This is a genomic window from Cronobacter malonaticus LMG 23826 (assembly GCF_001277215.2).
Lineage (GTDB): Bacteria > Pseudomonadota > Gammaproteobacteria > Enterobacterales > Enterobacteriaceae > Cronobacter > Cronobacter malonaticus.
In genome coordinates this window covers 944313-966913 of record NZ_CP013940.1, presented here as the reverse complement: position 1 = coordinate 966913, position 22601 = coordinate 944313, and the positions used below count along the sequence as shown (strand labels likewise).

Annotated in this window: 13 protein-coding genes; 4 read left to right on the top strand and 9 right to left on the bottom strand. The window is 58.8% G+C overall.

The genetic code is table 11. The annotated features are described in order from the left end of the window. Positions 1-28: 28 nt before the first annotated feature. From hisS to AFK66_RS04410, 7 genes are all read right to left on the bottom strand, one after another. Positions 29-1303: a histidine--tRNA ligase gene (gene hisS / locus AFK66_RS04440; protein ID WP_007777220.1), complete on the bottom strand. Its 1275-nt coding sequence runs from the start codon at positions 1301-1303 to the stop codon at positions 29-31. Between the two features lie 114 nt (positions 1304-1417). Next, the gene (ispG, locus tag AFK66_RS04435; RefSeq protein ID WP_004386976.1) at positions 1418-2536 is read right to left on the bottom strand and encodes a flavodoxin-dependent (E)-4-hydroxy-3-methylbut-2-enyl-diphosphate synthase; all 1119 of its coding nucleotides are present in this window, start codon (positions 2534-2536) and stop codon (positions 1418-1420) included. A 26-nt stretch (positions 2537-2562) separates the two neighbouring features. Beyond that, complete coding sequence (gene rodZ / locus AFK66_RS04430) at positions 2563-3579, bottom strand: cytoskeleton protein RodZ (RefSeq protein ID WP_023898198.1); 1017 nt, start codon at positions 3577-3579, stop codon at positions 2563-2565. A gap of 419 nt (positions 3580-3998) precedes the next feature. Next, entirely contained in the window at positions 3999-5165 is a 1167-nt protein-coding gene (gene rlmN / locus AFK66_RS04425) for a dual-specificity RNA methyltransferase RlmN (RefSeq protein WP_007777224.1), read from the bottom strand. Between the two features lie 180 nt (positions 5166-5345). Then, entirely contained in the window at positions 5346-5777 is a 432-nt protein-coding gene (ndk, locus tag AFK66_RS04420; RefSeq protein ID WP_004386973.1) for a nucleoside-diphosphate kinase, read from the bottom strand. Between the two features lie 167 nt (positions 5778-5944). Beyond that, positions 5945-8278: a peptidoglycan glycosyltransferase PbpC gene (gene pbpC, locus AFK66_RS04415; RefSeq protein WP_023898196.1), complete on the bottom strand. Its 2334-nt coding sequence runs from the start codon at positions 8276-8278 to the stop codon at positions 5945-5947. A 10-nt stretch (positions 8279-8288) separates the two neighbouring features. Then, positions 8289-13238 carry an alpha-2-macroglobulin family protein gene (locus tag AFK66_RS04410; RefSeq protein ID WP_023898195.1) on the bottom strand — a complete coding sequence of 1650 codons (4950 nt, stop codon included), beginning with the start codon at positions 13236-13238 and terminating at the stop codon, positions 8289-8291. Between the two features lie 323 nt (positions 13239-13561). Between AFK66_RS04410 and AFK66_RS04405 the strand changes: the two genes are divergently transcribed. The 4 genes from AFK66_RS04405 (at position 13562) to AFK66_RS04390 (ending at position 18197) form a co-directional block, all read left to right on the top strand. Continuing rightward, a complete protein-coding gene (locus AFK66_RS04405; RefSeq protein WP_007777270.1) occupies positions 13562-15106 on the top strand; it encodes a PTS transporter subunit EIIC in 1545 nt (514 codons plus the stop codon). A 12-nt stretch (positions 15107-15118) separates the two neighbouring features. Further along, complete coding sequence (locus AFK66_RS04400; RefSeq protein ID WP_007777272.1) at positions 15119-16483, top strand: 6-phospho-alpha-glucosidase; 1365 nt, start codon at positions 15119-15121, stop codon at positions 16481-16483. Positions 16484-16575: 92 nt separating this feature from the next. Then, a complete protein-coding gene (sseA, locus tag AFK66_RS04395; RefSeq protein WP_007777274.1) occupies positions 16576-17424 on the top strand; it encodes a 3-mercaptopyruvate sulfurtransferase in 849 nt (282 codons plus the stop codon). Beyond that, positions 17424-18197, top strand: a complete 774-nt coding sequence (locus AFK66_RS04390; protein WP_007777275.1) for a MurR/RpiR family transcriptional regulator — start codon at positions 17424-17426, stop codon at positions 18195-18197. Before sseA ends, AFK66_RS04390 begins: the two co-directional genes overlap by 1 nt. 30 nt (positions 18198-18227) lie before the next feature. Here AFK66_RS04390 and AFK66_RS04385 read toward each other — a convergent pair whose 3' ends face one another. After that, entirely contained in the window at positions 18228-20354 is a 2127-nt protein-coding gene (locus AFK66_RS04385) for a M48 family metallopeptidase (RefSeq protein ID WP_007777278.1), read from the bottom strand. Positions 20355-20434: 80 nt separating this feature from the next. Next, on the bottom strand, positions 20435-22567 hold the full coding sequence (locus tag AFK66_RS04380) for a M48 family metallopeptidase (RefSeq protein ID WP_007777282.1): 2133 nt from the start codon (positions 22565-22567) through the stop codon (positions 20435-20437). Between the last annotated feature and the right edge of the window lie 34 nt (positions 22568-22601).

The following is a 22601-nucleotide window of genomic DNA, read 5'->3' as shown; positions in this document are numbered from 1 at the left end:
TTCTCCTTAACGATATATCGCCGGGAAATCAGCCCAGCAGCGTCTGCAGATGCGCGGCCAGCTCGCTTTGCGCAAGCGCCTGCTGCTCACCTGAGCGCAAATCTTTCACCACAACCTGACGGTTGGCGACTTCGTCCTCGCCAAGAACCAGCGCGATGCGTGCGCCCCATTTGTCCGCACGCGCGAACTGTTTCTTAAAGTTGCCGCCGCCATAGTTGGTCATCAGCTTGCAGCCCGGCAGCGCGTCACGAACCCGCTCGGCCAGTTGCATTGCCGCCGACTGCGCGCCGTTGCCGGACGCAATCAGGTATATATCGACAACAGGATCCGCCGTAAATTCCGGATTAACCGCCTGAACGAGTAAAACGAGGCGCTCAAGGCCCATCGCGAAGCCCACTGCCGGAGTCGCGCGGCCGCCTAACTGCTCAACCAGACCATCGTAACGACCGCCCGCGCACACCGTCCCCTGCGAGCCGAGGCTCGTGGTCACCCACTCAAACACGGTGCGGTTGTAGTAGTCGAGGCCGCGCACGAGGCGCTGGTTGACCGTATAAGCGATACCGGCATCATCAAGGAACGCGCACAGGCCCGCGAAATGTTCGCGGGACTCTTCATCCAGATAATCGCCGAGCGCTGGCGCGTCGTTTAACAGCGCCTGTACGTCCGGGTTTTTGGAGTCGAGCACGCGCAGCGGGTTCGAATACATGCGGCGTTTGCAGTCTTCATCAAGCTTATCGATGTGCTGCTCAAGGAAGGCAACCAGCGCATCGCGATAGTTAGCACGCGCTTCCAGCGAACCGATAGAGTTCAGCTCCAGCGACACGTGCTCGGCGATGCCCAGCGCTCGCCACCAGCGAGCCGTCAGCATAATGAGTTCGGCGTCGATATCCGGGCCTTGCAGGCCAAAAACTTCGGCACCCAGCTGATGGAACTGACGGTAACGCCCTTTCTGCGGACGTTCGTGACGGAACATCGGGCCGATGTACCACAAGCGCTGTTCCTGATTGTACAGCAGACCATGTTCGATGCCGGCGCGCACGCAGCCCGCGGTGCCTTCAGGACGCAGGGTCAGGCTGTCGCCGTTGCGGTCCTCAAAGGTATACATCTCTTTTTCAACCACGTCGGTCACTTCACCGATAGCGCGTTTGAACAACGGGGTCTGCTCTACAATCGGCAAACGGATTTCGCTGTAACCGTAGCTGCCGAGCACCTGCTTGAGAGTGCCTTCAATGCGCTGCCAGATGGCGGTATCGCCCGGCAGGTAATCGTTCATGCCGCGGATGGCTTGAATGTTTTTTGCCACGTTTATTCTCTTTTTCTATACAAAAAATGAACCCGAAACAGACCGCTCCGGTGTGGCTGGGGCGGTTCGCGGGTTCAATCATACACGGGAAGCACGCCGCTTCCCACGTTTGCGTTATTTTTCCAGCTGCTGCACGCTGATACGACGGCTCTCGTCGAGCATTGACGCCTTAGCGCGAATGCGCGCTTCGAGTTGCGTAATCATGTCGTCGTTATCGAGGCGGTCTTTGCGCACGCCTTCTTCATAGAAGCCGCTTTTCTTGTTGCCACCAGTGACGCCAAGTGTGGAAACCAGCGCTTCACCCGGGCCATTCACCACGCAGCCGATGATAGAAACATCCATCGGCGTGATGATATCTTCCAGGCGCTGCTCCAGCGCATTCACGGTGCCGATAACATCGAACTCCTGGCGGGAACAGGTCGGGCAGGCGATGAAGTTAATGCCGCGCGAACGAATACGCAGGGATTTCAGAATGTCGAAACCGACTTTGATCTCTTCCACCGGATCGGCCGCGAGCGAAACACGCAATGTATCGCCGATCCCTTCAGAGAGCAGCAGCCCAAGACCGATCGCGGATTTCACCGCGCCAGCACGGGCGCCACCCGCCTCGGTGATCCCCAGATGCAGAGGCTGATCGATCTGTTTCGCCAGCAGGCGGTAAGACTCGACCGCCAGGAAAACGTCAGAGGCTTTCACGCTCACTTTAAACTGATCGAAGTTCAGCCTGTCGAGATGATCGACATGGCGCATGGCGGATTCCAGCAGCGCCTGCGGCGTCGGCTCGCCGTATTTTTCCTGAAGATCTTTCTCAAGCGATCCGGCGTTCACGCCGATGCGGATCGGAATGTTTTTATCGCGCGCGCAATCCACGACGGTGCGAATGCGCTCTTCATTGCCGATATTGCCGGGGTTAATACGCAGGCAATCGACACCGTATTCCGCGACTTTAAGCGCGATGCGGTAGTCAAAGTGAATATCCGCGACCAGCGGCACACTGACTTGCTGCTTGATGAGACGAAACGCCTCGGCGGCATCCATCGTCGGCACCGAGACGCGAACGATATCCGCGCCCACGCGTTCCAGCGCTTTGATTTGGTTTACCGTCGCCTCGACATCCGTCGTGCGGGTATTGGTCATCGACTGCACGGCGATGGGGGCGCCATCGCCGATGGGGACGTTACCGACGTATATCCGTTTCGATTTTCTACGCTGAATGGGCGCTTCATTATGCATGACAAATCTCCCTCATTGCCCGTCTGTTACTGCGCTACTGATTGTTCGGCATTGAGGGTCAGACGTGCAACCTGGTTAGTTCTGATAAAACGGCTCAAATCCACCGGTTTGCCTTGGTACTTAATCTGCACTGCCGACGGCGCGCCGATTTTAAGGCGGTACGGCGCCTGACCGGACAGATTCAGATTAGTATCTTTACGTTGCAGACCGCTGAATAATTTCTTACCGGTCGCGTCAGTCACTTCAAGCCAGCAATCGGCGGTGAAATTCATCACCAGCGCGTTGGCGTCCGCCGCAGGCGCAGTGGAAGCCTGGCCTACCGGCAGCTGGCTTTGTGCCGGCTGCGTCGTATTCTGCTGCGCCGCGGTGTCAGTGTTCGCCTGGCTCGGCGGCACCACCACTGGCTGCTGGCTTGCCGTATTCGGCGACGGCATCGGCGTCGGCTGTGAGTTATTAGACGCGGTGCTTTGCGTATCGCCAGACGGCAGATCGGCAGGCGGCGTTGCCTGATCCTGCGATGCGTCAGCGGTAGTATCGGTATTCAGAGGAACGGATTGCGGGTTGTTGGCTGCGTTCTGGCTCAGCTCGGCGCTGGACTGATCCGCCATGGTGCTGATCTCTTCCTGCTGCGCTTTGTGGTTTTGCCACCACCAGGCGCCTGTCAGGCCAACCACCACAAAAAGCACAAGCCAGGTGAAACTCATCAGCCAGCCGTCACGTTTTTTACGGCTTTTGCCAAGCGCGTAGGTCTGCATCGGCGCGACCTGAGCGGTTCTCACCGGTGCCTGTTTGGCGAGCATCGGCAGCAGTTCCTCTTCCGGAACGTGCACCAGACGCGCATAAGAACGGATATAGCCGCGCAGGAATGTGGAAGCCAGATCGGCAGGCGCTTTGTCCTCTTCAATGTCGCGAACAGTCGATACCTTCAGGCATAAACGTTCCGCCACAACCTGTTGGCTGAGTCCCAGTTGTTCACGGGCCAGGCGCAGACGCTCACCCGTGGTGTGTGGTGCATTTTCTTCGTGAGTGGCTTCAGTATTCATTAGCTACAACTGCTGGTACTGTTTTCATTAGGAACTGGCACCGGCAGGAATAAGACAACGTTTCGCTGCCCTGTCTGCCCATACCGCGAAATCATTCTCATCGGACGCACGCGCTGCGCGTCATCCGTTACCCGTTTTCGTATTTTAACGCCTGAGACGGCATAATACCGCAGGCGATAATCAGAAACGTTAGTTAACCATAGCCAGCTTTTTATCCGGTGTCTGTTAAGTGACGCCAGATAAGCCAGAAAGCCCCAGCTAACATGTTGTTGCAACGCTACATACTGCCTCAAAGCACAGAGAAACGCACCGTAATTATTTACCCTGCACGCTTCTTTACGCAGCAATTGCTGCGCCTGTGCGATAAGTGGTCACGCGATAGCCTGCCCGCGTGACCTTACCGGCTTTTTGGCTCGGTGTCAGACGGCCTTAATGGCGATCGGCTCACCCTGCATACGCTTGCGCATAGTGCGTTTGGTACGGTCGATAACATCGCCCGCCAGCTGTCCGCAGGCCGCGTCGATATCATCACCGCGCGTTTTACGCACGATGGTGGTGAAACCGTAGCTCATTAGCACTTTAGAGAAGCGATCGATACGGCTGTTGGAGCTGCGGCCATACGGCGCGCCCGGGAAGGGGTTCCACGGGATCAGGTTGATTTTGCACGGCGTATCTTTCAGCAGTTCCGCCAGCTGATGCGCATGCTCGGTGCCGTCGTTAACGTGATCCAGCATGACGTATTCAATAGTCACGCGGCCCTGGTTGGCATTGGATTTATCGAGATAACGACGCACGGCCGACAGGAACGTTTCGATATTGTACTTTTTGTTGATAGGCACAATTTCATCGCGAATTTCATCGTTCGGCGCATGCAGGGAGATAGCCAGCGCAACGTCAATCATATCGCCAAGCTTATCCAGCGCCGGCACAACGCCGGAGGTAGAGAGCGTGACGCGGCGTTTAGACAGCCCAAAGCCGAAATCGTCGAGCATGATTTCCATCGCCGGAACGACGTTGGTCAGGTTCAGCAGCGGCTCGCCCATGCCCATCATCACCACGTTAGTGATAGGACGCTGGCCGGTCACTTTCGCCGCGCCGATGATTTTTGCCGCGCGCCACACCTGGCCGATAATTTCTGATACGCGCAGGTTGCGGTTAAAGCCCTGCTGCGCCGTCGAACAGAATTTGCACTCCAGCGCACAGCCTACCTGGGAAGAAACGCACAGCGTGGCGCGGTCATCTTCAGGAATATAAACCGTCTCGACGCGCTGATCGCCGACCGCAATCGCCCACTTAATCGTGCCGTCGGAAGAGCGCTGCTCTTCTACCACTTCCGGTGCCCGGATTTCCGCCACTTCCTTGAGCTTGCCGCGCAGCACTTTGTTGATGTCGGTCATCTCATCGAAATCATCACAGCAGTAGTGATACATCCATTTCATCACCTGGTCGGCGCGAAACGGCTTTTCACCCAGCGTTTTGAAGAACTCGCGCATCGCCTGGCGGTTCAGATCGAGGAGGTTAATTTTTTCAGATTTAATAGCAGGCGCCGCTGAGGCATCCTCAGGCGTGACAATGTGTTCAGACATATTCGATCCTGGCCTCGTTGTTACACGTTACGGCCTCTGGAGGGTTGATAAAAAAGAAACGCCCCGGTCAGAGCAGGCTCATCCGGGGCGCAGCATTGTACAAATTCTATGGCAGTGACGCCACGGCTTAAAGCGACATCATGAAAATAAAATGTAAATGTCTCTTTGCCGTTTCGCTTATTAGCGAGTGCGCGGGCAGATTTCGCCTTCGCCGAAGAAGTACGCGATTTCGCGGTTAGCGGACTCAACGGAATCGGAACCGTGGGTGCCGTTTTCGGTGAAGCTGTCTGCGTAGTCAGCACGCAGGGTGCCTGCCAGCGCGTTGGCCGGGTTGGTCGCGCCCAGCAGGTCACGGTGACGCTGTACCGCGTTTTCGCTTTCCAGTACGGAAACCACGATCGGGCCAGAGGTCATGAATTCCACCAGACCGTCAAAGAACGGCTTGCCTTCGTGCTCGGCATAGAAACCGCGCGCCTGCTCAACGGTCAGGTGCAGCATTTTGGTGCCGATGATTTTGAAGCCAGCGGATTCAAAACGCGCGAAAATGCTGCCGATAACGTTTTTAGCGACTGCATTCGGTTTGATGATGGAAAAAGTACGCTCGATTGCCATGATTACCTCTGTAAGTTGTTCTGTTTGCCCGACAGGCAAGTTTAGAATTGGCGGCGATTATAATGAGCATCGAAAGCCTTGCCTACCTTCGGGGATAACATTTTTTTAAAATAATATGAGCTTCGGCAACACTTCATGCCAAAAGCGTGCTTTTCAGGCGTCTTTTCTTATTCCACCCTAAACTGCGCGGCGGCAATCTGCCCGGCTTCATCCATCAGCAAGACCTGATAATCCCCGCTTTTATCAAAGGTCAGCGTCACGCTATCGCCTTCTTTATCGAGCGGTTCGCCGTTTAAAAACCACCAGTGGCGTCCACCGCCGCCCTGACTGCGCAGCGGCAACGACAGCGCGGCTTGCCCCGGCAGCCGTTTCAGCACCGCCCCTTCGCGCACGCCGGTAAGCAGCAGCGGCACCTGATCCTGCTGATGAACTGGCGGACACTGGGCGGAAACCGGCGGCAGGCGGGCAGCCCGCCGCTCGGCGGGCGGCAGCCACGGTTCAAGCGGCAACGGCCAGAGCAACAGGCGGCTTTCGGAAACATGCGGACAATCCGCCGCCACCCGCTCGCCCTTCGCATTCAGCCACAGCGGGAACTGAATGCCCCGGCTTCCTTCCTGCCCTTCGGCAAGCAGCGTTAGCGGTTCGCTGTTATCAAGAAGCCACGTCGATAACCGGCGGCGGCAGTTGCTGTCTCCCGCCGGTAAATGCTGCCCGCCCGGCCAGCAGATGGTGCCAGCGGACACCGAGGCCGGGCGCGGATCGACAGGCTGTCTCGCCTGCTGCACCGCCGAGGCGGCCCCCGCCTGTAACAGGTTATTGACCTGATTCAGCACCGGCACGGCGCTTGCAAAACCAAACTGTCCGGCGACCGGCGTCGCATCCGGGCGACCGGTCCATACGCCAATCAGATAGCGCGACGTCACGCCCACGGCCCAGGCGTCACGGTAGCCGTAGCTGGTACCGGTTTTCCAGGCGAGCGGCACCACCTGCGGCAGCGAACCGTCCGGCAGCGGCTGCGCCTCGTTCGCAAGGATGCGGCGGATAATCCAGGCCGCGCCCGGCGACATCAGCGGACGCTCCACCAGCGGATCGCCTTTGACCACGCGCAGACGCGCCGCCTGACCGTGACGGGCGAAGGCGCTGTAGGCCGCCACAATCTCATCAAGTCTTGCGCCCGCGCCGCCCAAGATCACCGCGAGGCTTGGCTGCGCCGTCGGCGGAAAACGCAGCGCCAGCCCGATATTACGCAGCTTCGCCGTAAAGCGTTTCGGCCCGTAGGCTTCCAGCACCTGAACGGCGGGCAGGTTCAACGACCGCACCAGCGCCTCGCTCATGCTCACCGGCCCGTTAAAACCGCTATCGAAATTGCCAGGCCGGTAATCACCGAAGCGACGGGGCACATCCTGTAACAGCGACGCCGGATGAATAAGCCCTTCATCCAGCGCCAGTCCGTAGACAAACGGCTTAAGCACCGAACCGGGTGAACGAATCGCCGTCACCATATCGACATGACCAAAGCGCGCATCATCGTTGATATCCGCTGAACCAACCCAGCCGCGCACTTCCATGGTGGTGTGATCGACCACCAGGATAGCCAGCGACGTCCGCGCCGGGAGGCGGCCTTTCCAGTTCAGCGCGAGATCTTCAAGCTGGCGCTGTAAAGCGGCGTCAAGCGTAGTGGTGATTTTGGTGTCGCGACGCTGCGTCACCAGCCGCCGCGAGAGCAGCGGCGCCAGCTGCGGCATCTGACGCGGAGCCAGCCAGACCGGTTCTTCCAGCGACTCGCGTACCTGTTTTTCACTCCAGACGCCCTGCGTCGCCATGCGGCGCAGCACTTTGTCGCGCGCTGCCTGCGCGCGATCCGGCCAGCGGTCAGGCCGGAGCCTGCTCGGGGCCTGTGGAAGCACCGCCAGCAGCGCAGCATCGGAATAGCTCAGGTGCGAAGGCGGCTTGCCGAGATATACCCAGCTGGCGGCCCCGATTCCCTGTAGCGTGCCGCCAAACGGCGCGCGATTCAGATAGAGCGTGAGGATCTCGGTTTTGGAGAGATGCCATTCGAGCTGCATCGCCCGCCATACCTGGCGCAGCTTGCCGCCAAAGGTACGCGGATGCGGATCCAGCAGTCGCGCCACCTGCATGGTGAGCGTACTGCCACCGGAGACAACCGAGCCGGAGCGCAAATCCTGCCAGGCCGCGCGCGCGATCGCGAGCGGGTTAATGCCCGGATGACGCCAGAACCAGCGGTCTTCGTAGTTCAGCAGTGCCTCGAGATAGCGCGGCGAGACATCGTTAATGGTGACCGGGTAGCGCCAGATGCCGTTTTTATCGGCGAAGCGCCACAGCGGCGTGCCGTCCTGGGCCACCACTACGCGCGCGGGCTGCACTTCATACAACGGCAGCGGCCAGCACTTATCGGCAAGCCACAGCGCAGCGCACAATAAAAGCGGCGCCGCCGCCAGAATTATCCAGCGGCGGCGCCTTTTACACAGGCTTTTAATCACAGCTCACCTGTCAGGGGTTGATGGTCAGCGCAGGAATCGTCGCACCGGTCGAACGCCATTGCGGCACATACATCGACTCGACCTGCGGCGCGGGCACTTTATAGGTGCCCGGCGTCACGGCGCGCGCCATGTAGACCAGCGTAGCGTTAACGCCTTCGTTTACCGGCAGCGCCGCAACGAAGCGGTCGTCACGGAACTCCATATGCTGAATATCCATCTGCTGCATCCGGTTAATGAGATCGCTCGCCTCACCCGCGCTGCTCAGGCTGGCGCTGGCGTTCGCCAGGTTCTGGTTTTCAAGCTCCAGCCCGGCCGGGAGAAGATCGACCACCAGCGCGTCAGGCACCGTTTTGCTGGCTGAAACTTCAAGCCACACCAGTACCAGTTCGCCGCTCTTGAGATTTGAGAGCGAAATCGACTCGCCTTTGCTGTTGAGGTAGTGACGCTCAATATGCAATACGTTGCTCGATGGCTGCGGCGCGACGTCCGGGTAACCCTGGCTGTCAAGACGCAGCCAGAGCGGGGTCTGCGCCGTGTTGGTGACCTGCAACGCGCCAAGCTGATCGGCGTTGAGCACCACGCTCTGCGCTTTGTCGCCGCTCATGAACTGTCCTGCCAGCGTGGTTTGCGCCTGCCAGTTCCCCGGCTGGTTTACCAGATTGCGGCCCGCCAGGAACAGCGCGTTGCTTTCCTGAGTCGAGAGCCAACGCTTGCCATACGCTTCATCGGAGAGCGCGTTAAGCAGCGTGCTCTGTGTGTCAGCCTGCAGGTTATATTCCTGCAACAGACTCAGCTTGAGCGCATCGTCACGCAGGTCGCTGCCGTAGTCGCCAATCCAGACGTCGTTGTGTGGCCGCTCGGTTTTAAGCCCCAGATCCAGCGCGGCTTTACTGCGCGGCGCATCGCCCATCAGTTTCAGTGCCACGCCAAGCTGCACCAGCGGCAGACCGCCGCCCGCTTGCGCGCGATGCTCCCAGAGGTCGCGCAGCGCGCCGAGCGGCGCTTTCTGCTGACGAGCCAGCACCAGTCCGGCATAGGACTGCACCGCAAAGCGCGAGGCCGCGTTATTTTCGCTGTAGCGCAGCGCGATGGTGGCCGGATCCTGGAGATAACGCAGCAGGCGCGCGTTAGCTTTATTTAAAGCGTCAGCCGGCACGCTGTAGCCCTGTTCGCCGGCGCGCACCATGAAGTCGGTCACATAGGCCGTCGCCCAGTACTCTTCCGGGCTTTCTTTATCCCACAGCCCGAAACCGCCCTCTTCACGCTGCATCTCCAGCAGGCGCGCAATGCCGATATCCACCGCCGCGCGGCGCTGTTCATCGGTGTCGCCTTTGATGCCGAGCGCTTTAAGCTGCGCGGCGTTAGTATAAAGCGACGGGAACAGGCCGCTGGTGGTCTGCTCAAGGCAGCCGTACGGATACGCGCGCAGCTCCTCAATGTATCGGGCAATGTTAAGCGGAGGACGACCGCTTAACAGCAACCGGCCTTCCAGCGTGGAGGTGTTAAGCCCCTGCAGATGCGAGGCGGGTACGGTCCAGATCTCGCCTGCGCGCAGCATCGCGCCGCTGTTGATAGTCTGCGCCGGATACGCCGGACGCACGCCGATTTTCCACTCGCGGTTGATGGGCGCGAAACGCTCGCCCGGCAGCGAAAGGCCCGTGATCTGGGCCTGCACCGCGCCGTCGCCAAACCCGTTGCTGGCAGCGACCGGCACGAACAGCGTTGTGCGCCCGCCCGCTCTCAGGTTCACCTGCTGGGTCGACTGTGCGTCCAGGCGCACCAGCCCGCTGGCGCTAAAGGTGACGTTAAGCTGCTGCGGCTGTTCGGTCAGGTTTGTGACATCCAGCGCCAGGCGCGAGGTATCGCCGCCCGCCAGGAAACGCGGCGTGCTCATCTCGGCAATCACCGGTGCCGCCACAATCACTTTGCTTTCACCGCTGCCGAAGCGGTCGTCGCTCCAGGCCTGCGCCATCACGCGCAGTTCGCCGTTAAAGTCGCCGACAGGCAGCGTAATCGTACCTTCACCCTGGTCGTTCAACTGCACCGGCACCGCCTGTTCAGCGATGATAGTCACATGGTTGACCGGCGGTTTGCCGCCGCGGTTCAGCTCATCGCCGTCGCCACCAAAGCGCAGTGCCGCCAGACGGCCCTGTCCTTCAATGACCTGGCCGTAGATATCGTAGATATCCGCGCCATAGCGTTTCTTGCCAAAGAAGCCACGCCACGGATCCGGCGTGACGTAGTCGGTGATGTTAAGCACGCCGCTGTCTACGGCGGAAACCAGCACGTTGATCTGCTTCGGCAGCTCGCCGTTTTTCACGCTGGCTTTCACTTTCACCGACAGCGTGCTGTCCGGGCGCATCTTCGCGGGGGTTTCCAGCGACAAATTGAGACGACGGTTTTCATCACCCATCGGCAGATGCAGCAGGCCGACCGCGCGTTTTTGCGTCGCGGAGCGGGATTTATCGCCCGGACGCACCACCAGCGTGCTGAGATAGAGATCGTGGCGCTTCCAGGCTTTATCCACCGGAATGTCCAGATCGAGCCCTTTCTCCGGCACGTCGATCTCCTGCCACCACAGCGGGCCTTCAGAGGATTCCACCATCGCATAGCCTTTGCCTGCGGCTGGCGCGGCGATGTGCAGCTTGATAGTGTCGCCAGGCTGATAGAACGGCTTATCAATTTTCAGCGTCACACGGTCCGGGCGCGGCGCGCTGGCACCGTCGTTGTTATCCTGCCAGCTGTAACCCGCCCAGAAGCGCACGCTGCTGACGAGATCGTCAGGCGAGACGACTTCCAGACGATAGGAACCCCACTCCACCGGGAAGCTGACTTTGCCGGTTTCACCTGCTGCCAGATCGATAGTCTGCTCGGCTTCCACCAGATCTTTCTGATCGAACTGCGACAGCCAGCCTTCAGAATCTGACCAGTTCCAGTAGTAATCGCGGCGCTCACGCACCAGGCGCACTTTGAGCCCTTTGACCGCGACTTTTTCACCCTGCGCGTTGGCATAGACGATATCGAAACCGGCATTGCCGTTTTCATCGACCATCGGCTGACTGACGGTATCGTCGGTACGGTAGTCGTAGACGGCTTTCTCACCAAACTGCGGGCGAATGCCCACCAGCGCATCGGCAGGCCAGATGGCCTGTTCAACGCGACGCGTCACCGGGCGACCGCCTGATTCCAGCAGGCTCGCCTGCAAAATCAGACGCAGCGGCGAACGTACATCCTGCCATTGGCTTTCGGTAGCGACCTGCGCGACACCCGCATCGTCAAGATTGAGCTGCACTTCATCCAGGCTGCGGGAGAGGTTTTCTTCCGCGATATTGCCGAACTGGAAGCCCGGCAGTTGCGCCACCGCGTCACGCAGCGGACGCAGATAGAGTTGGCCCTGCAGGCTGTTGCCCGCCGCAGGCGCGCCGTAGAGGTAATGACCTTCGATACCGAAATTAACAGCATCAGAAGGTGCCAGCGGCGTTTTCTGCACGTTGAGGTTGAGCGCCATCCGCTCCGGCATAAAGTCTTCCACATGGAAGAGCCAGTTGCGGTTCTGGTTGTCGCCGGTATTGGCGCGGATCACCCACTGGCCGGTGGCGGCCTGAGCATCCAGTTTCCAGGTCAGTTGATAAAGCCCGTTATTCGGCTCCACCACCTGCGTGCGCGCCACCTGGCCGTCCGGGCGCACCACTTCGAATTTCACCGGCTGCGCCGTCAGCGGCTTGCCGTCGCTGTCGCGCAGCAGTGCATTGACGATCACCGTCTCGCCTGGGCGGTAAAGATCGCGCGGGCCGAACATAAAGAACTGTTTGCTGTAGCCGCGATCGCCGTCAATATCAAACTCCGCCAGATCCAGCGCTGGCAGGTTGAGATCGAGCATCGTGGTCTGCTCGCCCATACGGGCCAGCACCAGCGCCGCCTCTTTCGGGTTATCCAGACGCACGTGTCCGGTGCCGTCACTGGTCGCTTGCGCCAGCGTCTGCCCTTTGTCATTCAGCAGACGCACTTCAACGCCGCTTTGCGCCGCACCGTTCTCCAGGCTCTGGGTGAAGATATCCATGCGGTCGTGGTAGCGGTGCAGCGAAAGACCGACGTCGCTTAGCGTAAAGAGCGTCGCGGCGTTGCTGTAGTTGTAGTGCCCCGCCTGGTTCATCACCGCCAGATAGACGCCCGGCTGTTGCAGCGGCTTGATGTCGCTTAACGGCAGCAGCAGTTTTTCGCGCGTGTTGCGGGCCGGGTTGAGATCAAAACGCCCGGTGTAGACCAGATCCGCCATTTTCAGCAGCTGGTCTGATTCCCAGTTGCTGAGTGAATTACGGTATTCCCACTGGCTCACCATCGCCGCCAGCGATTCCGGTTTCACCCGGTAAAAGTTAACGTCAACGCTTGAGATATTGAGCGCCATCACCGGCAGCCCCTGCACGACTTTGGTCGGCAGCAGCGAGCCGCGGCTGGCAAACCCGACGCTTGGCGCGATATCGCGCGTGGTCAGGTTTTTTTCATACGCTATGCCGAAAGTGGCTTTATTGAGCGCCAGCAGTTCACGATCGACGCTCAGCACCAGTTCACGGTTCGGCTCCAGATGGCGCAGGCGCAGCTCTTTTAAATTCGGCGCAAGCTCCCACGCGCCGTCCACCTTGCCCTCTTTCTTATCGACAAGATGCACCACGCGGCCGAAATCCTGGTTGGGATCGAGCGGCACAGAGAAGGTGAGCACCATCGTACTGGCACCATCAAGCTGAACCTCGGAGGCGTCCAGTAATTTGAGCGGTTTGCCAGCGCTTTGCTGCGCCAGTTTTTGCAGGTCAGCCGCCTGGGGCTTTGCCTGGGACGCCGGAGCGCTGCTCTGGGCCGCAGGCGCGGTGGAATCGGCGGAAGCACTCTCCTTGTCGTCGCACCCGCCGAGAGTGAAAGACGCCAGTAACGCTGTCGCGATGACAGCCAGACGCAATGATTTCATAGTTTTCCCTGGCCGTAGTGGCCGTCGGTTGCCGGTAACGGCGGCTATTATGCTTAAAAGCTGTGACAAAAAAAAACCACCAAAAATGAATAGCGGAAGATGCTTTGCAAATTCCTTGCAACGACCTGCAAAACGCTGCCTTTCTCTTCACCTGCCCCCGGATGTTACCGCGATCACAGTGCATAACGTTACATGTTACTTTTGGAGTTATTTGTTTTTAAAACAATCAGATAACTGGATTTTGAAGGCGGCGGGTTGCTACCTTTGAGCGGTGCCTCTGCACATCAGGTGGTTTAGCCAGACGATAAAAAAGAGAGAGCTAAATGAGATACGCCGTAAACGCCCTACAAAACTTTGGCAAGTCCCTTTACGGACCGGTATTAATCCTGCCGATTGTCGGCCTGTTTATCGCCTTCGGTAACGTACTCGGCAACGGCAGCCTGGCGGGTTATCTGCCGTTTCTCGGCCATCCGGCGCTGCAGCACACCGGCCAGCTTATCGCCAAATCGGCGGTCTCGGTGCTGGCGAACCTGGCGCTGGTCTTCGCCGTCGGCATTCCCATTGGTCTCGCGGCGCGCGACAAAGGCTACGCGGCGCTGACAGGGCTGGTGACGTTTATTGTTTTTATCAACGCCATGAATGTGACGTTACAGTTGCAGGGCGAACTGGCACCGGCCGATCAGATGCGCGCGGCCGGGCAAAGCATGGTGCTTGGCGTGCAGGTGCTGGAGATGGGCGTGTTCGCGGGCATTCTGACTGGCGCGCTCTCCGGCTGGCTCTATAACCGCTACTCCGGCGTGCAGTTCTCGGGCGCGATGGCGATTTACTCCGGCCACTGCTTTGTCGCCATCATTATGCTGCCGGTCTCGATGGTATTAGGCGTAGTGATGAGTGAGATCTGGCCCTTCGCCCAGCACGGCATCAGCGCGATGGCGCTGGCGATTAAAGGCGCAGGCCCGTTTGGCGTGGCGGTGTATGGCTTCCTGGAGCGCATTCTGGTTCCCACCGGCCTGCATCACCTTGTCTATACCCCGTTTCTCTATACCGAACTCGGCGGCACCCAGGAGGTCTGCGGTACGGTCTACCAGGGCGCGCGCAACATCTACTTTGCCGAGATGGCCTGCCCTTCCGTCACGCAGTTAAGCCCAACCGTGGTCTGGGACGCGCGCGGCATCAGCAAAATGTTCGGCCTGCCCGCGGCGGCGCTGGCGATGTATATGACGGCCAAACCAGAGCGCAGAGCCGCCGCTAAAGCGATTCTGATCCCGGCGGCGCTGACGTCGCTTTTGGTCGGCGTTACCGAACCTATCGAATTTTCATTCCTGTTTATCGCCCCGCTGCTGTTTGTGGTGCACGCGGTGCTGACCGGCATCGGCATGATGCTGTTTTATCTGCTGGACGTTCACGCCATCGGCGCTAACGGCATTATCGATTTCATTCTCTACAACCTGCCGCTCGGCACGACGAAATCGAACTGGCCGATGTATCTGCTGGTGGGGCTGATTATGGCGGTGCTCTACTTCACCGTGTTCCGCTTCCTGATCCTGCGCTTCAACATGAAAACGCCGGGCCGCGAGGATGACGACCAGGAGACGCGCCTCTACAGCAAACAGGAATACCAGGCGAAGGGCACAAACGACGGTCTGGGCGAAGCGATTATCGAAGGGCTGGGCGGCCGGGCCAATATCGAAGTGGTGGATAACTGTTACACCCGTCTGCGCGTCACGGTGCGCGACGTGGCCGTTATCGATGAACCGCGTCTGAAAGCGACCGGCGCGAAAGCGGTGATAAAACAAGGTAATAACGTTCAGGTGGTCTACGGGCTGCATGTGAAAAAAATGCGTGAAGCCGTTGAAATGTTTCTCTGACAGGAGCTGATGATGTTGAAACCTCCCTTTATTCTTGCTATCGCCGGCGGCGGCAGCACCTATACGCCGGGTATTGTGAAAAGCCTGATGGTGCGCTTAAGCGATTTTCCGCTTGCCGAAATTCGTCTCTATGACATCGACAGCGCGCGTCAGGAGACGATCGCGCCAGTGGTGGAGAAAGTGATCCGCGATCACAGCCAGACCATTAAATTCACCACCACCAGCGCCCCGGAAGTGGCGTTCAGCGGCGCGCATTTTGTCTTCGCCCAGATGCGCGTCGGCCAGTACAAAATGCGCGAGCAGGATGAAAAAATCCCGCTGCGTCACGGCGTGGTGGGCCAGGAAACCTGCGGACCTGGCGGCCTCGCTTACGGCCTGCGCACCATTCTGCCGATGGTAGAACTTATCGACATGGTGGAACGCTACGCCGACAGCAAGGCCTGGATTGTGAACTACTCCAACCCGGCGGCGATTGTGGCGGAAGGCGTGCGACGCCTGCGCCCCACCGCCCGCGTGCTGAATATCTGCGACATGCCGGTGGCGGCGATGCGCAACATGGGCGCGATTCTCGGGGTCGACCGCCATAAGCTTGAAGTGGATTACTTCGGCCTGAACCACTTCGGCTGGTTCACCCGCGTGCTGGTGGATGGCGAGGATCAACTGCCCGCGCTGCGCCGTCATATCGCGAGATTCGGCCTGCTGACCGAAGACGCGGCGCAGACCGATCCGCAGCACTCCGATCCGTCATGGGTGAAAACCTGGCGCAACATTAAGCCGATTATGGATCACTTCCCGGATTATCTGCCGAACCCATATTTACAGTATTACCTGATGCCAAACGACATCGTCGAGAATCAGAACCCGGATTACACCCGCGCTAATGAAGTGATGGACGGGCGCGAGAAAAAACTGTTCGCGGCGGCGGAAGAGTACAAGCGTACCGGTATCCTGCCGGATGCGTTCCATGTGGGCGTCCACGGCGCGTTTATTGTTGATGTCGCCTGCTCGCTGGCGTTTGATTTACGCCAGCGGCATCTGGTGATTGTCGAAAACAAAGGCGCTATCGCCAACCTGCCTTACGACGCGATGGTGGAAGTGCCGGCGTATATCACCGCCGCCGGGCCGGAGCCGGTGCGTATGGGCGCGGTGCCGCTGTTCCACCAGACGCTGCTGATGCAGCAGCTCGCCTCCGAGCAACTGCTGGTAGAAGCCACACTGGAAGGCAGTTACGAAAAAGCGCTGCAGGCGTTTACACTTAACCGTACTGTCCCCACGATGCAGCACGCCAAAGCGATCCTTGACGACATGATCGAGGCGAACCGCGATTACTGGCCGGCGCTGCAAAAAGCCTGGGTGAACGGAGAAGCGGCGTCATAACCGGAGCCTGCTCGCGACATCAATAATGATGGCTTGTGGCGAGGTGAAAAAGCGCTGACAATCCGTTTCTCAGCGATGACACGGAGAACGCCATGTCCACATCCTTTTTTGTCGCGAGCCACTGGCTTGCAGAGCATATCGACGACCCGGAAATTCAGATCCTCGACGCCCGTATGGCCCCTGCGGGCCAGGAGCACCTGCGCAATATGGCGCAAGAGTATCGCGCGGGCCATCTTCCCGGTGCGCGCTTTTTCGATATCGAGGCGCTGTCCGATCATTCAACGCCCCTGCCCCATATGATGCCGCGCCCGGAAGCGTTCGCGGTCGCGATGCGCGAGCTGGGCGTCAGCCACGACAAACATTTGATTGTTTATGACGAAGGCAACCTCTTCTCGGCACCGCGCGCCTGGTGGATGCTGCGCGCCTTCGGCGTACAAAATGTGTCGATTCTGGCGGGCGGCCTTGCCGAATGGCAGCGCGACGGTTTTCCGCTGGAAGAGGGTATGGTCGACGCGCCGGAAGGCGACTTTGAAGCCAAATTTGACGACGGGCTGGTCAAACGCCTGACGGATGTCTTACTGGCAAGCCATGAGAAAACCGCACAGCTTGTTGACGCCCGTCCGGCGGCGCGCTTTAACGCCGAAGCCGACGAGCCGCGACCGGGCCTGCGGCGCGGCCATATTCCCGGCGCGCTGAACGTGCCGTGGACCGATCTGGTGGTCAAAGGCCAGCTGAAAACCACCGACGAACTGCGCGAAATATTCGCGGCCCAGGGCGTGGATCTGCATCGCCCGATTATCGCCAGCTGCGGCTCCGGCGTGACGGCGGCGGTCGTGATGCTCGCTCTCGCCACCCTTGAGGCCAGCGATGTGAAGCTCTATGACGGCTCCTGGAGTGAATGGGGCGCGCGCGACGATCTGCCCATCGAACCGGCGTCATAATGGATAACCGCCTGACCCCGCTGCTGATGCGCGGCGAGTCGCTGACGCGCGCCGAGTATCGCGTGCTTTCCCACCTGACGGCGCATCCGCTGCGGGTGGGGAATATCACGGTGCGGGCGCTGGCGCAGGAGACGTTTGTCTCCACCGCCACCATCATGCGGCTGTGCCATAAGCTTGGCTTCAGCGGTTACAGTGAGCTTATCTGGCACTGTAAGCAACTGCTCACTGATACGCCCCATCTCGCCATCAAACCCGATGCCGCGCCCGACGCCCTGCCCGCCCTGTTTAACCGCTTTGTCGGCAATTATCAGCAGACCTTTCGCTGGGTGACGCCCGAAAAGATCGCGGCTTTCAGCGAACTGTTGCGGGAAAAGGAGCGTTTTTTTCTCTACGGCGCGGGGTTTTCGTATCTCTTCGCGGAATATCTGACCAAAAAGCTACAGGTGCTCGGCAAGACGGCGTTTATCTCCGGCCCCGGCGACAGCCGTAATATTTTTCTCAGCAACGCGGCGCGCTATGAAGTGTTTATTGCGGTATCGCGCAGCGGCGAAACGGAGCAGGTACTCGACAAAGCGCGCATCGCCCGCAATGTCGGTATGGAGGTGGTGGCGTTTACCCGCGCGTCGCCAAATCCGCTGGCGGCACTGTCCGGGCTGCATTTTCCACTCTATGACGAGGCTATCCATTTCGCCGCCGAAGCGGCGGGGATCACCTCGTTTGAATCCAATCTGGTGATGCTTATCGACCTGCTGCTGTTACAGGCGCAGGCGTAACGGCGCGGCCCGCAGGCCGCGCCGCCTCTCTTAGGAGAAACGCGACAGCGCGTCGCGCGCGTGGATAGCGTTAAGGTTACGCACCAGCAGCTCCACCAGCATATCGGCGGAGTACGCCTTACGGCTCTCCCCTTCGCGAAGCCCGCCGATAAACACAAACGCCAGCTTACGCTTGCCGCGTTTCACGCGGGTGTAGTTTTTCCAGCGGCCGCCGACGGCGCGAGGCGGCTCAAACCCTTCGCGATAAATCAGCGTCACGGTGGTGGTGTCGTTGGCGGTCTGCACCGAGAAATCTTCAATGGCGCTCAGCGGAATACCCGCGGTGAACTGACGGCAGTGCAGCGAATCGGGCGTCATCGTCAGGAACGGGATCTCACGCTTCTGCCACTGCTGCCAGAGCACGTAACAGGTCAGTAAGCCCAGCAAGCCTGTGCCAATCGCGATGGCGACGATTTTACCGTCGGCAATGCCCTGAATATTAAACGGATCCACGATTTTCAGCATGGCGACCGTGGCGATAAACAGCACCACCGCCAGAATCCCGCCGACGAAAAAGACTTTTTTGCCGGAGTAGAGCGTGACGGTCTCGCCAGACTGCTGCACCACCTCTTCCAGCTCGCGGCGGAACTCTTCGCGATGCTCGGCGGCTTTCCCGGCCAGCTCGCCAGTCATTTTGCCGGAAAGCGCCTCAGGCTGCGCGAACCACAGGCGCAGATTTTCCCACGGGTCCTGCGGCACCGCGCGGGTCGCGTGCTGAATCAGCGTGTCGTCGATGGCGCAGCCAAGCGCTTCGATACGCGCGCGTGACGGCGGATGGCTGTCGGTCGGGTGCGCGGCTTTGTGCTCCAGATAAGCCTGGATATCGCCAAAGCCCTCTTCGCGCAGGCGGGTCACCAGCGCGGCCACCAGATCCTCAAAGCCCGGTTTGCCGTTAAAGAAATCCTCAAGCGTATTGTTCAGCGGCTCACTGACGGCGGAAATACGCAGCAGCGATGACGCCAGCGCCTGCGGGGAGCTGGCGCGCGCGCCCATCTCATCGGCGGCGTGTTCGCGGATGCGGCTCCAGTGGCTCACCGTTTCATGCAGTTGCTCGATAAAATAGACGCCCATATAGAGCGACGGGTAAAGCACCACGTGATCGATAAACGGCGCGCTCTGCTGGTTTTGCGCCATGGTATTGATGCTGTTGGTAATCCCCGCGTACAGCGGCGCGAAGCGCAGGCTGTATTGCGTATCCTGGCCTGCGAAGTGGCCCAGTTCGTGGCCGATGACCGCGCAGGTTTCGTCTTTATCGAGCAGCGCCGCCCAGGTGAGCGGAAAATAGAGCGTCTGGCCGGTCAGCAGCGGGCCGTCTTCCAGCTGCACGCTGTTGGCGGTGACATAAAAGCCTTCCAGCATCCCGACCACGATGTTATCCGGCATCATCGCCCCGGTTTTCTGCGACAGCGCTTCCACCATGCTCCAGAGGGCGGGTGCCTGCTCGCGGGTCAGGTTATAGCCCACCACGTGATTCGGCTCCGGCTGGAATAGCGCGAAGCAGCGGCGAATGCTGCCGAGGCTTTTATAAAGCACCCAGAGAATACCGAACAGGATCACCAGCGCGAACAGCATCACTTTGATGCCGCCGGCGTTCATTTTGTAATGCGTGGCGAACCAGAGCGTCTCATACCCGACGACCGCGAACAGCGCCAGGCCGCAGCAGACAATCTGCGACACCATCAGCCACGGCAGCAGTTTGCGGCACTTATCAAATGCCTGTACCAGCGCATCCTGCGACTGCTTCGCGATGGTCACGCTGCGCCGACACAGCGCGATCGCTCCGGCGTTCAGCACCATGCACAGCAGCGCCAGCCCGACGGCGAAAGACGCCAGCCCGCTCTGGGTGCGCGCCAGCATGATCTGGCCCGCGTATTCGTTCTGAACGCTCCGTTCGCTCTCAATGACTTCTGTCGCGGGAACGCGGTAGTTTTTCCCGTCGCTGGTGAATTCAATGATCGCTTTCGGGTCCTGCTTCAGCGCGTCGCTCGCCGTCTGGATCAGGCTGTTGGAGCTGTCGACGCTCTCCAGAATGTCGCTGACGCGCCAGTGCTGCCAGACCGCATAGCAGGCCACCAGCAGCGGCACCAGAAAAAGATAAGCGAGATGCTTCCTGTTCATTGTTACGTCGTTTCCTTGTTAATCCATCCAGAATTGAGGTATGGCCTCAGGTGAACGGGGCCTTTGTGGCCCCCTGATTTTTATTGAAAGTCTTTGATTTCATGCTCGGCGACAGAAGCGCTGAGATAAGTATCCAGCAGTTCAGCGAGTTGTTCTTGCGAAACAGGCGCGCCGCTGGCGTCTCTGAGCTTGCCGTAAGCCGTCACGTAAAAGAAAGGTTCGGTCGAGGAGCAGTGCGTATAGGTAAGCCAGCGATTATCAGTACGCTTCGGCGGCTCATAGCCTTCCTTATAGGTAAAACCAATCCGCAAGCCGCGGCGGGTTTTAAAAAACGCATAGCCCGTGAGCGCTGCCAACGGCACCGGAGCGCCCAGCATATGAAAGCTGACACTACCGTGGCGCAGAACCATGACGGGCTGCTTGCCTCGCTTCCAGACCTTTATGACGCGACGCAGGCCAAGCCCGGCGATGACAGCACACGCCAGCAACAGTCCCATCAGGGTATAACTCTTGTCATTGGGGGGGAATGTCAGGTCGGGATTAAACAGTCCGCTCAGCGTGGCGTACAGGAAGTACAAAAAGACCAGCACTCCCCCGATAGCAATTTTAGGGCGTGCGTAGATGACAGTCTCTTTGGCGGCACGGTTTAAAACGGTTTCCAGAGACTGTTTATAGTTATCGCGGTATTGCGTGATTTCGCCGGTCAGTTCAGCGCTAAGGGTGCGGCAAAGCGCCTGAAAATCATTAACCAGCAGAAATAAATGCGCGAAGGAATCGCCTGTCACCGGACGCGCGGCAATCAAGGCCGCCTCATCGGTTGTGCAGCCTAACGCCTCAATACGCGCCCGACAGCTGGGGTGCGTGTCGTAGGGATGCGCCGTTTCGTTCTCAAGAAATGCCCGCGGATCGGGCAAGGGCAACGTCTGAAGATGGGCGAGCAAAGCGGCGACAACGTCATCAGGCGCAACACGCGCGTGATAAACCTCATTCAGATATTCATCTACCGGATTGCTGAGTGCAGCGATACGCAGCAGCGATGAGGAGAGCGCCAGCGGCGTGCTTGCCTTCGCGCCCATTTCATCGGCCCCATGCTCGCGGCGCTGGCGCCAGTACATGACCGTATCGTGGAACTGTCCGAGCACATAGTAGCAACTACTCATCGCCGTATTAAAATCGACATTCATATATCCGGGCGCGTTTTTTCTTAAGCCGAACACAGCGTCAATACTGCTGCTAAATCGCGCGTAAAGCGGCGCAAAGCGAAGGCTATATTCCGTATCTTTCCCGGCAAAATGCCCAAGCTCATGCCCTAACACGGCGTCAATTTCCGCTTCATTCAGTAACGATGCCCACGGGAGTGAAAAATAAAGCGTCTGTCCCGTCAGTATTTCGCCTGTATTCAGCCGGACAGGGTTGGCCGTTACATAAAAATTCTCTGTTAACCCTGCCACGATATTATCCGGCGTAATGGTTTCAAGCCTGAGAGCGAGCCTTTCCACCCTGGCCCATAATGCTGGCGCATCGTCGCGGCTGAGGTTACGTCCCATCACCGGCTTAGGTTCAGGCTGAAAAAGCGAGAAGCTTTTTGACAGCATTTTCACCAGCCGCCAGATAATAAAAATAATATATCCGATCCCCAGCAGGAAGAAGTAACCGCCCGCCAGAATATCGCCGCCATCCTTCGCGGTGCTCATCAAGCCGGTTAATTCATAAAAAATCAGACAGCTTATTGAAAGCGTAAGAAAAAGCACCTGCGCCGCCAGCATAAATGGCAGCCAGGTTCGGCAAAAATCAAAGGCCTGGACAAGATCGTGCTGGGAACGTCTTCCTTTTTTCGCTCCCAGATAGCCCAGCGCTATCAGGGCGCTATTGATCAGTAAATAAAGCAAGGATAGGCCGAGCCCCGCGTAAGCCAGATAAAGCATCGGTCTGGCAACAGAGAGCGCTTTTTTGTTTTGCGACAGAAAAATCGAGGCATCTGTCTGCGCATTGCCTGCATCTATCAGTTCGGCTTTATCCGCGCCTTCGCGTTGGTACTCTATTTCTGTCGGCCCGGTAAAGTTATGGTTTACGAGCTTTTCTGCTTTAACGAGAATCTCTTGTTCATATTCTGCCCGGTCCAGAAGTGTGGCGACACGGTGATATTGCAAAACGGCAAACAGTAAAATAGCGAGGGGCAATAAAAAGAGATAAGCGAAACTCTTTTTGGTCATGATGGCGATCCCGGCATTAATCCATTAATTGAGA

What these genes read in the sequence shown, in the direction of transcription:
- ispG (WP_004386976.1), bottom strand. Translation starts at nt 2,536, where the DNA reads ATGCATAATGAAGCGCCCATTCAGCGTAGAAAATCGAAACGGATATAC.
- rodZ (WP_023898198.1), bottom strand. Translation starts at nt 3,579, where the DNA reads ATGAATACTGAAGCCACTCACGAAGAAAATGCACCACACACCACGGGT.
- rlmN (WP_007777224.1), bottom strand. Translation starts at nt 5,165, where the DNA reads ATGTCTGAACACATTGTCACGCCTGAGGATGCCTCAGCGGCGCCTGCT.
- ndk (WP_004386973.1), bottom strand. Translation starts at nt 5,777, where the DNA reads ATGGCAATCGAGCGTACTTTTTCCATCATCAAACCGAATGCAGTCGCT.
- AFK66_RS04410 (WP_023898195.1), bottom strand. Translation starts at nt 13,238, where the DNA reads ATGAAATCATTGCGTCTGGCTGTCATCGCGACAGCGTTACTGGCGTCT.
- AFK66_RS04405 (WP_007777270.1), top strand. Translation starts at nt 13,562, where the DNA reads ATGAGATACGCCGTAAACGCCCTACAAAACTTTGGCAAGTCCCTTTAC.
- AFK66_RS04400 (WP_007777272.1), top strand. Translation starts at nt 15,119, where the DNA reads ATGTTGAAACCTCCCTTTATTCTTGCTATCGCCGGCGGCGGCAGCACC.
- sseA (WP_007777274.1), top strand. Translation starts at nt 16,576, where the DNA reads ATGTCCACATCCTTTTTTGTCGCGAGCCACTGGCTTGCAGAGCATATC.
- AFK66_RS04390 (WP_007777275.1), top strand. Translation starts at nt 17,424, where the DNA reads ATGGATAACCGCCTGACCCCGCTGCTGATGCGCGGCGAGTCGCTGACG.
- AFK66_RS04385 (WP_007777278.1), bottom strand. Translation starts at nt 20,354, where the DNA reads ATGAACAGGAAGCATCTCGCTTATCTTTTTCTGGTGCCGCTGCTGGTG.
- AFK66_RS04380 (WP_007777282.1), bottom strand. Translation starts at nt 22,567, where the DNA reads ATGACCAAAAAGAGTTTCGCTTATCTCTTTTTATTGCCCCTCGCTATT.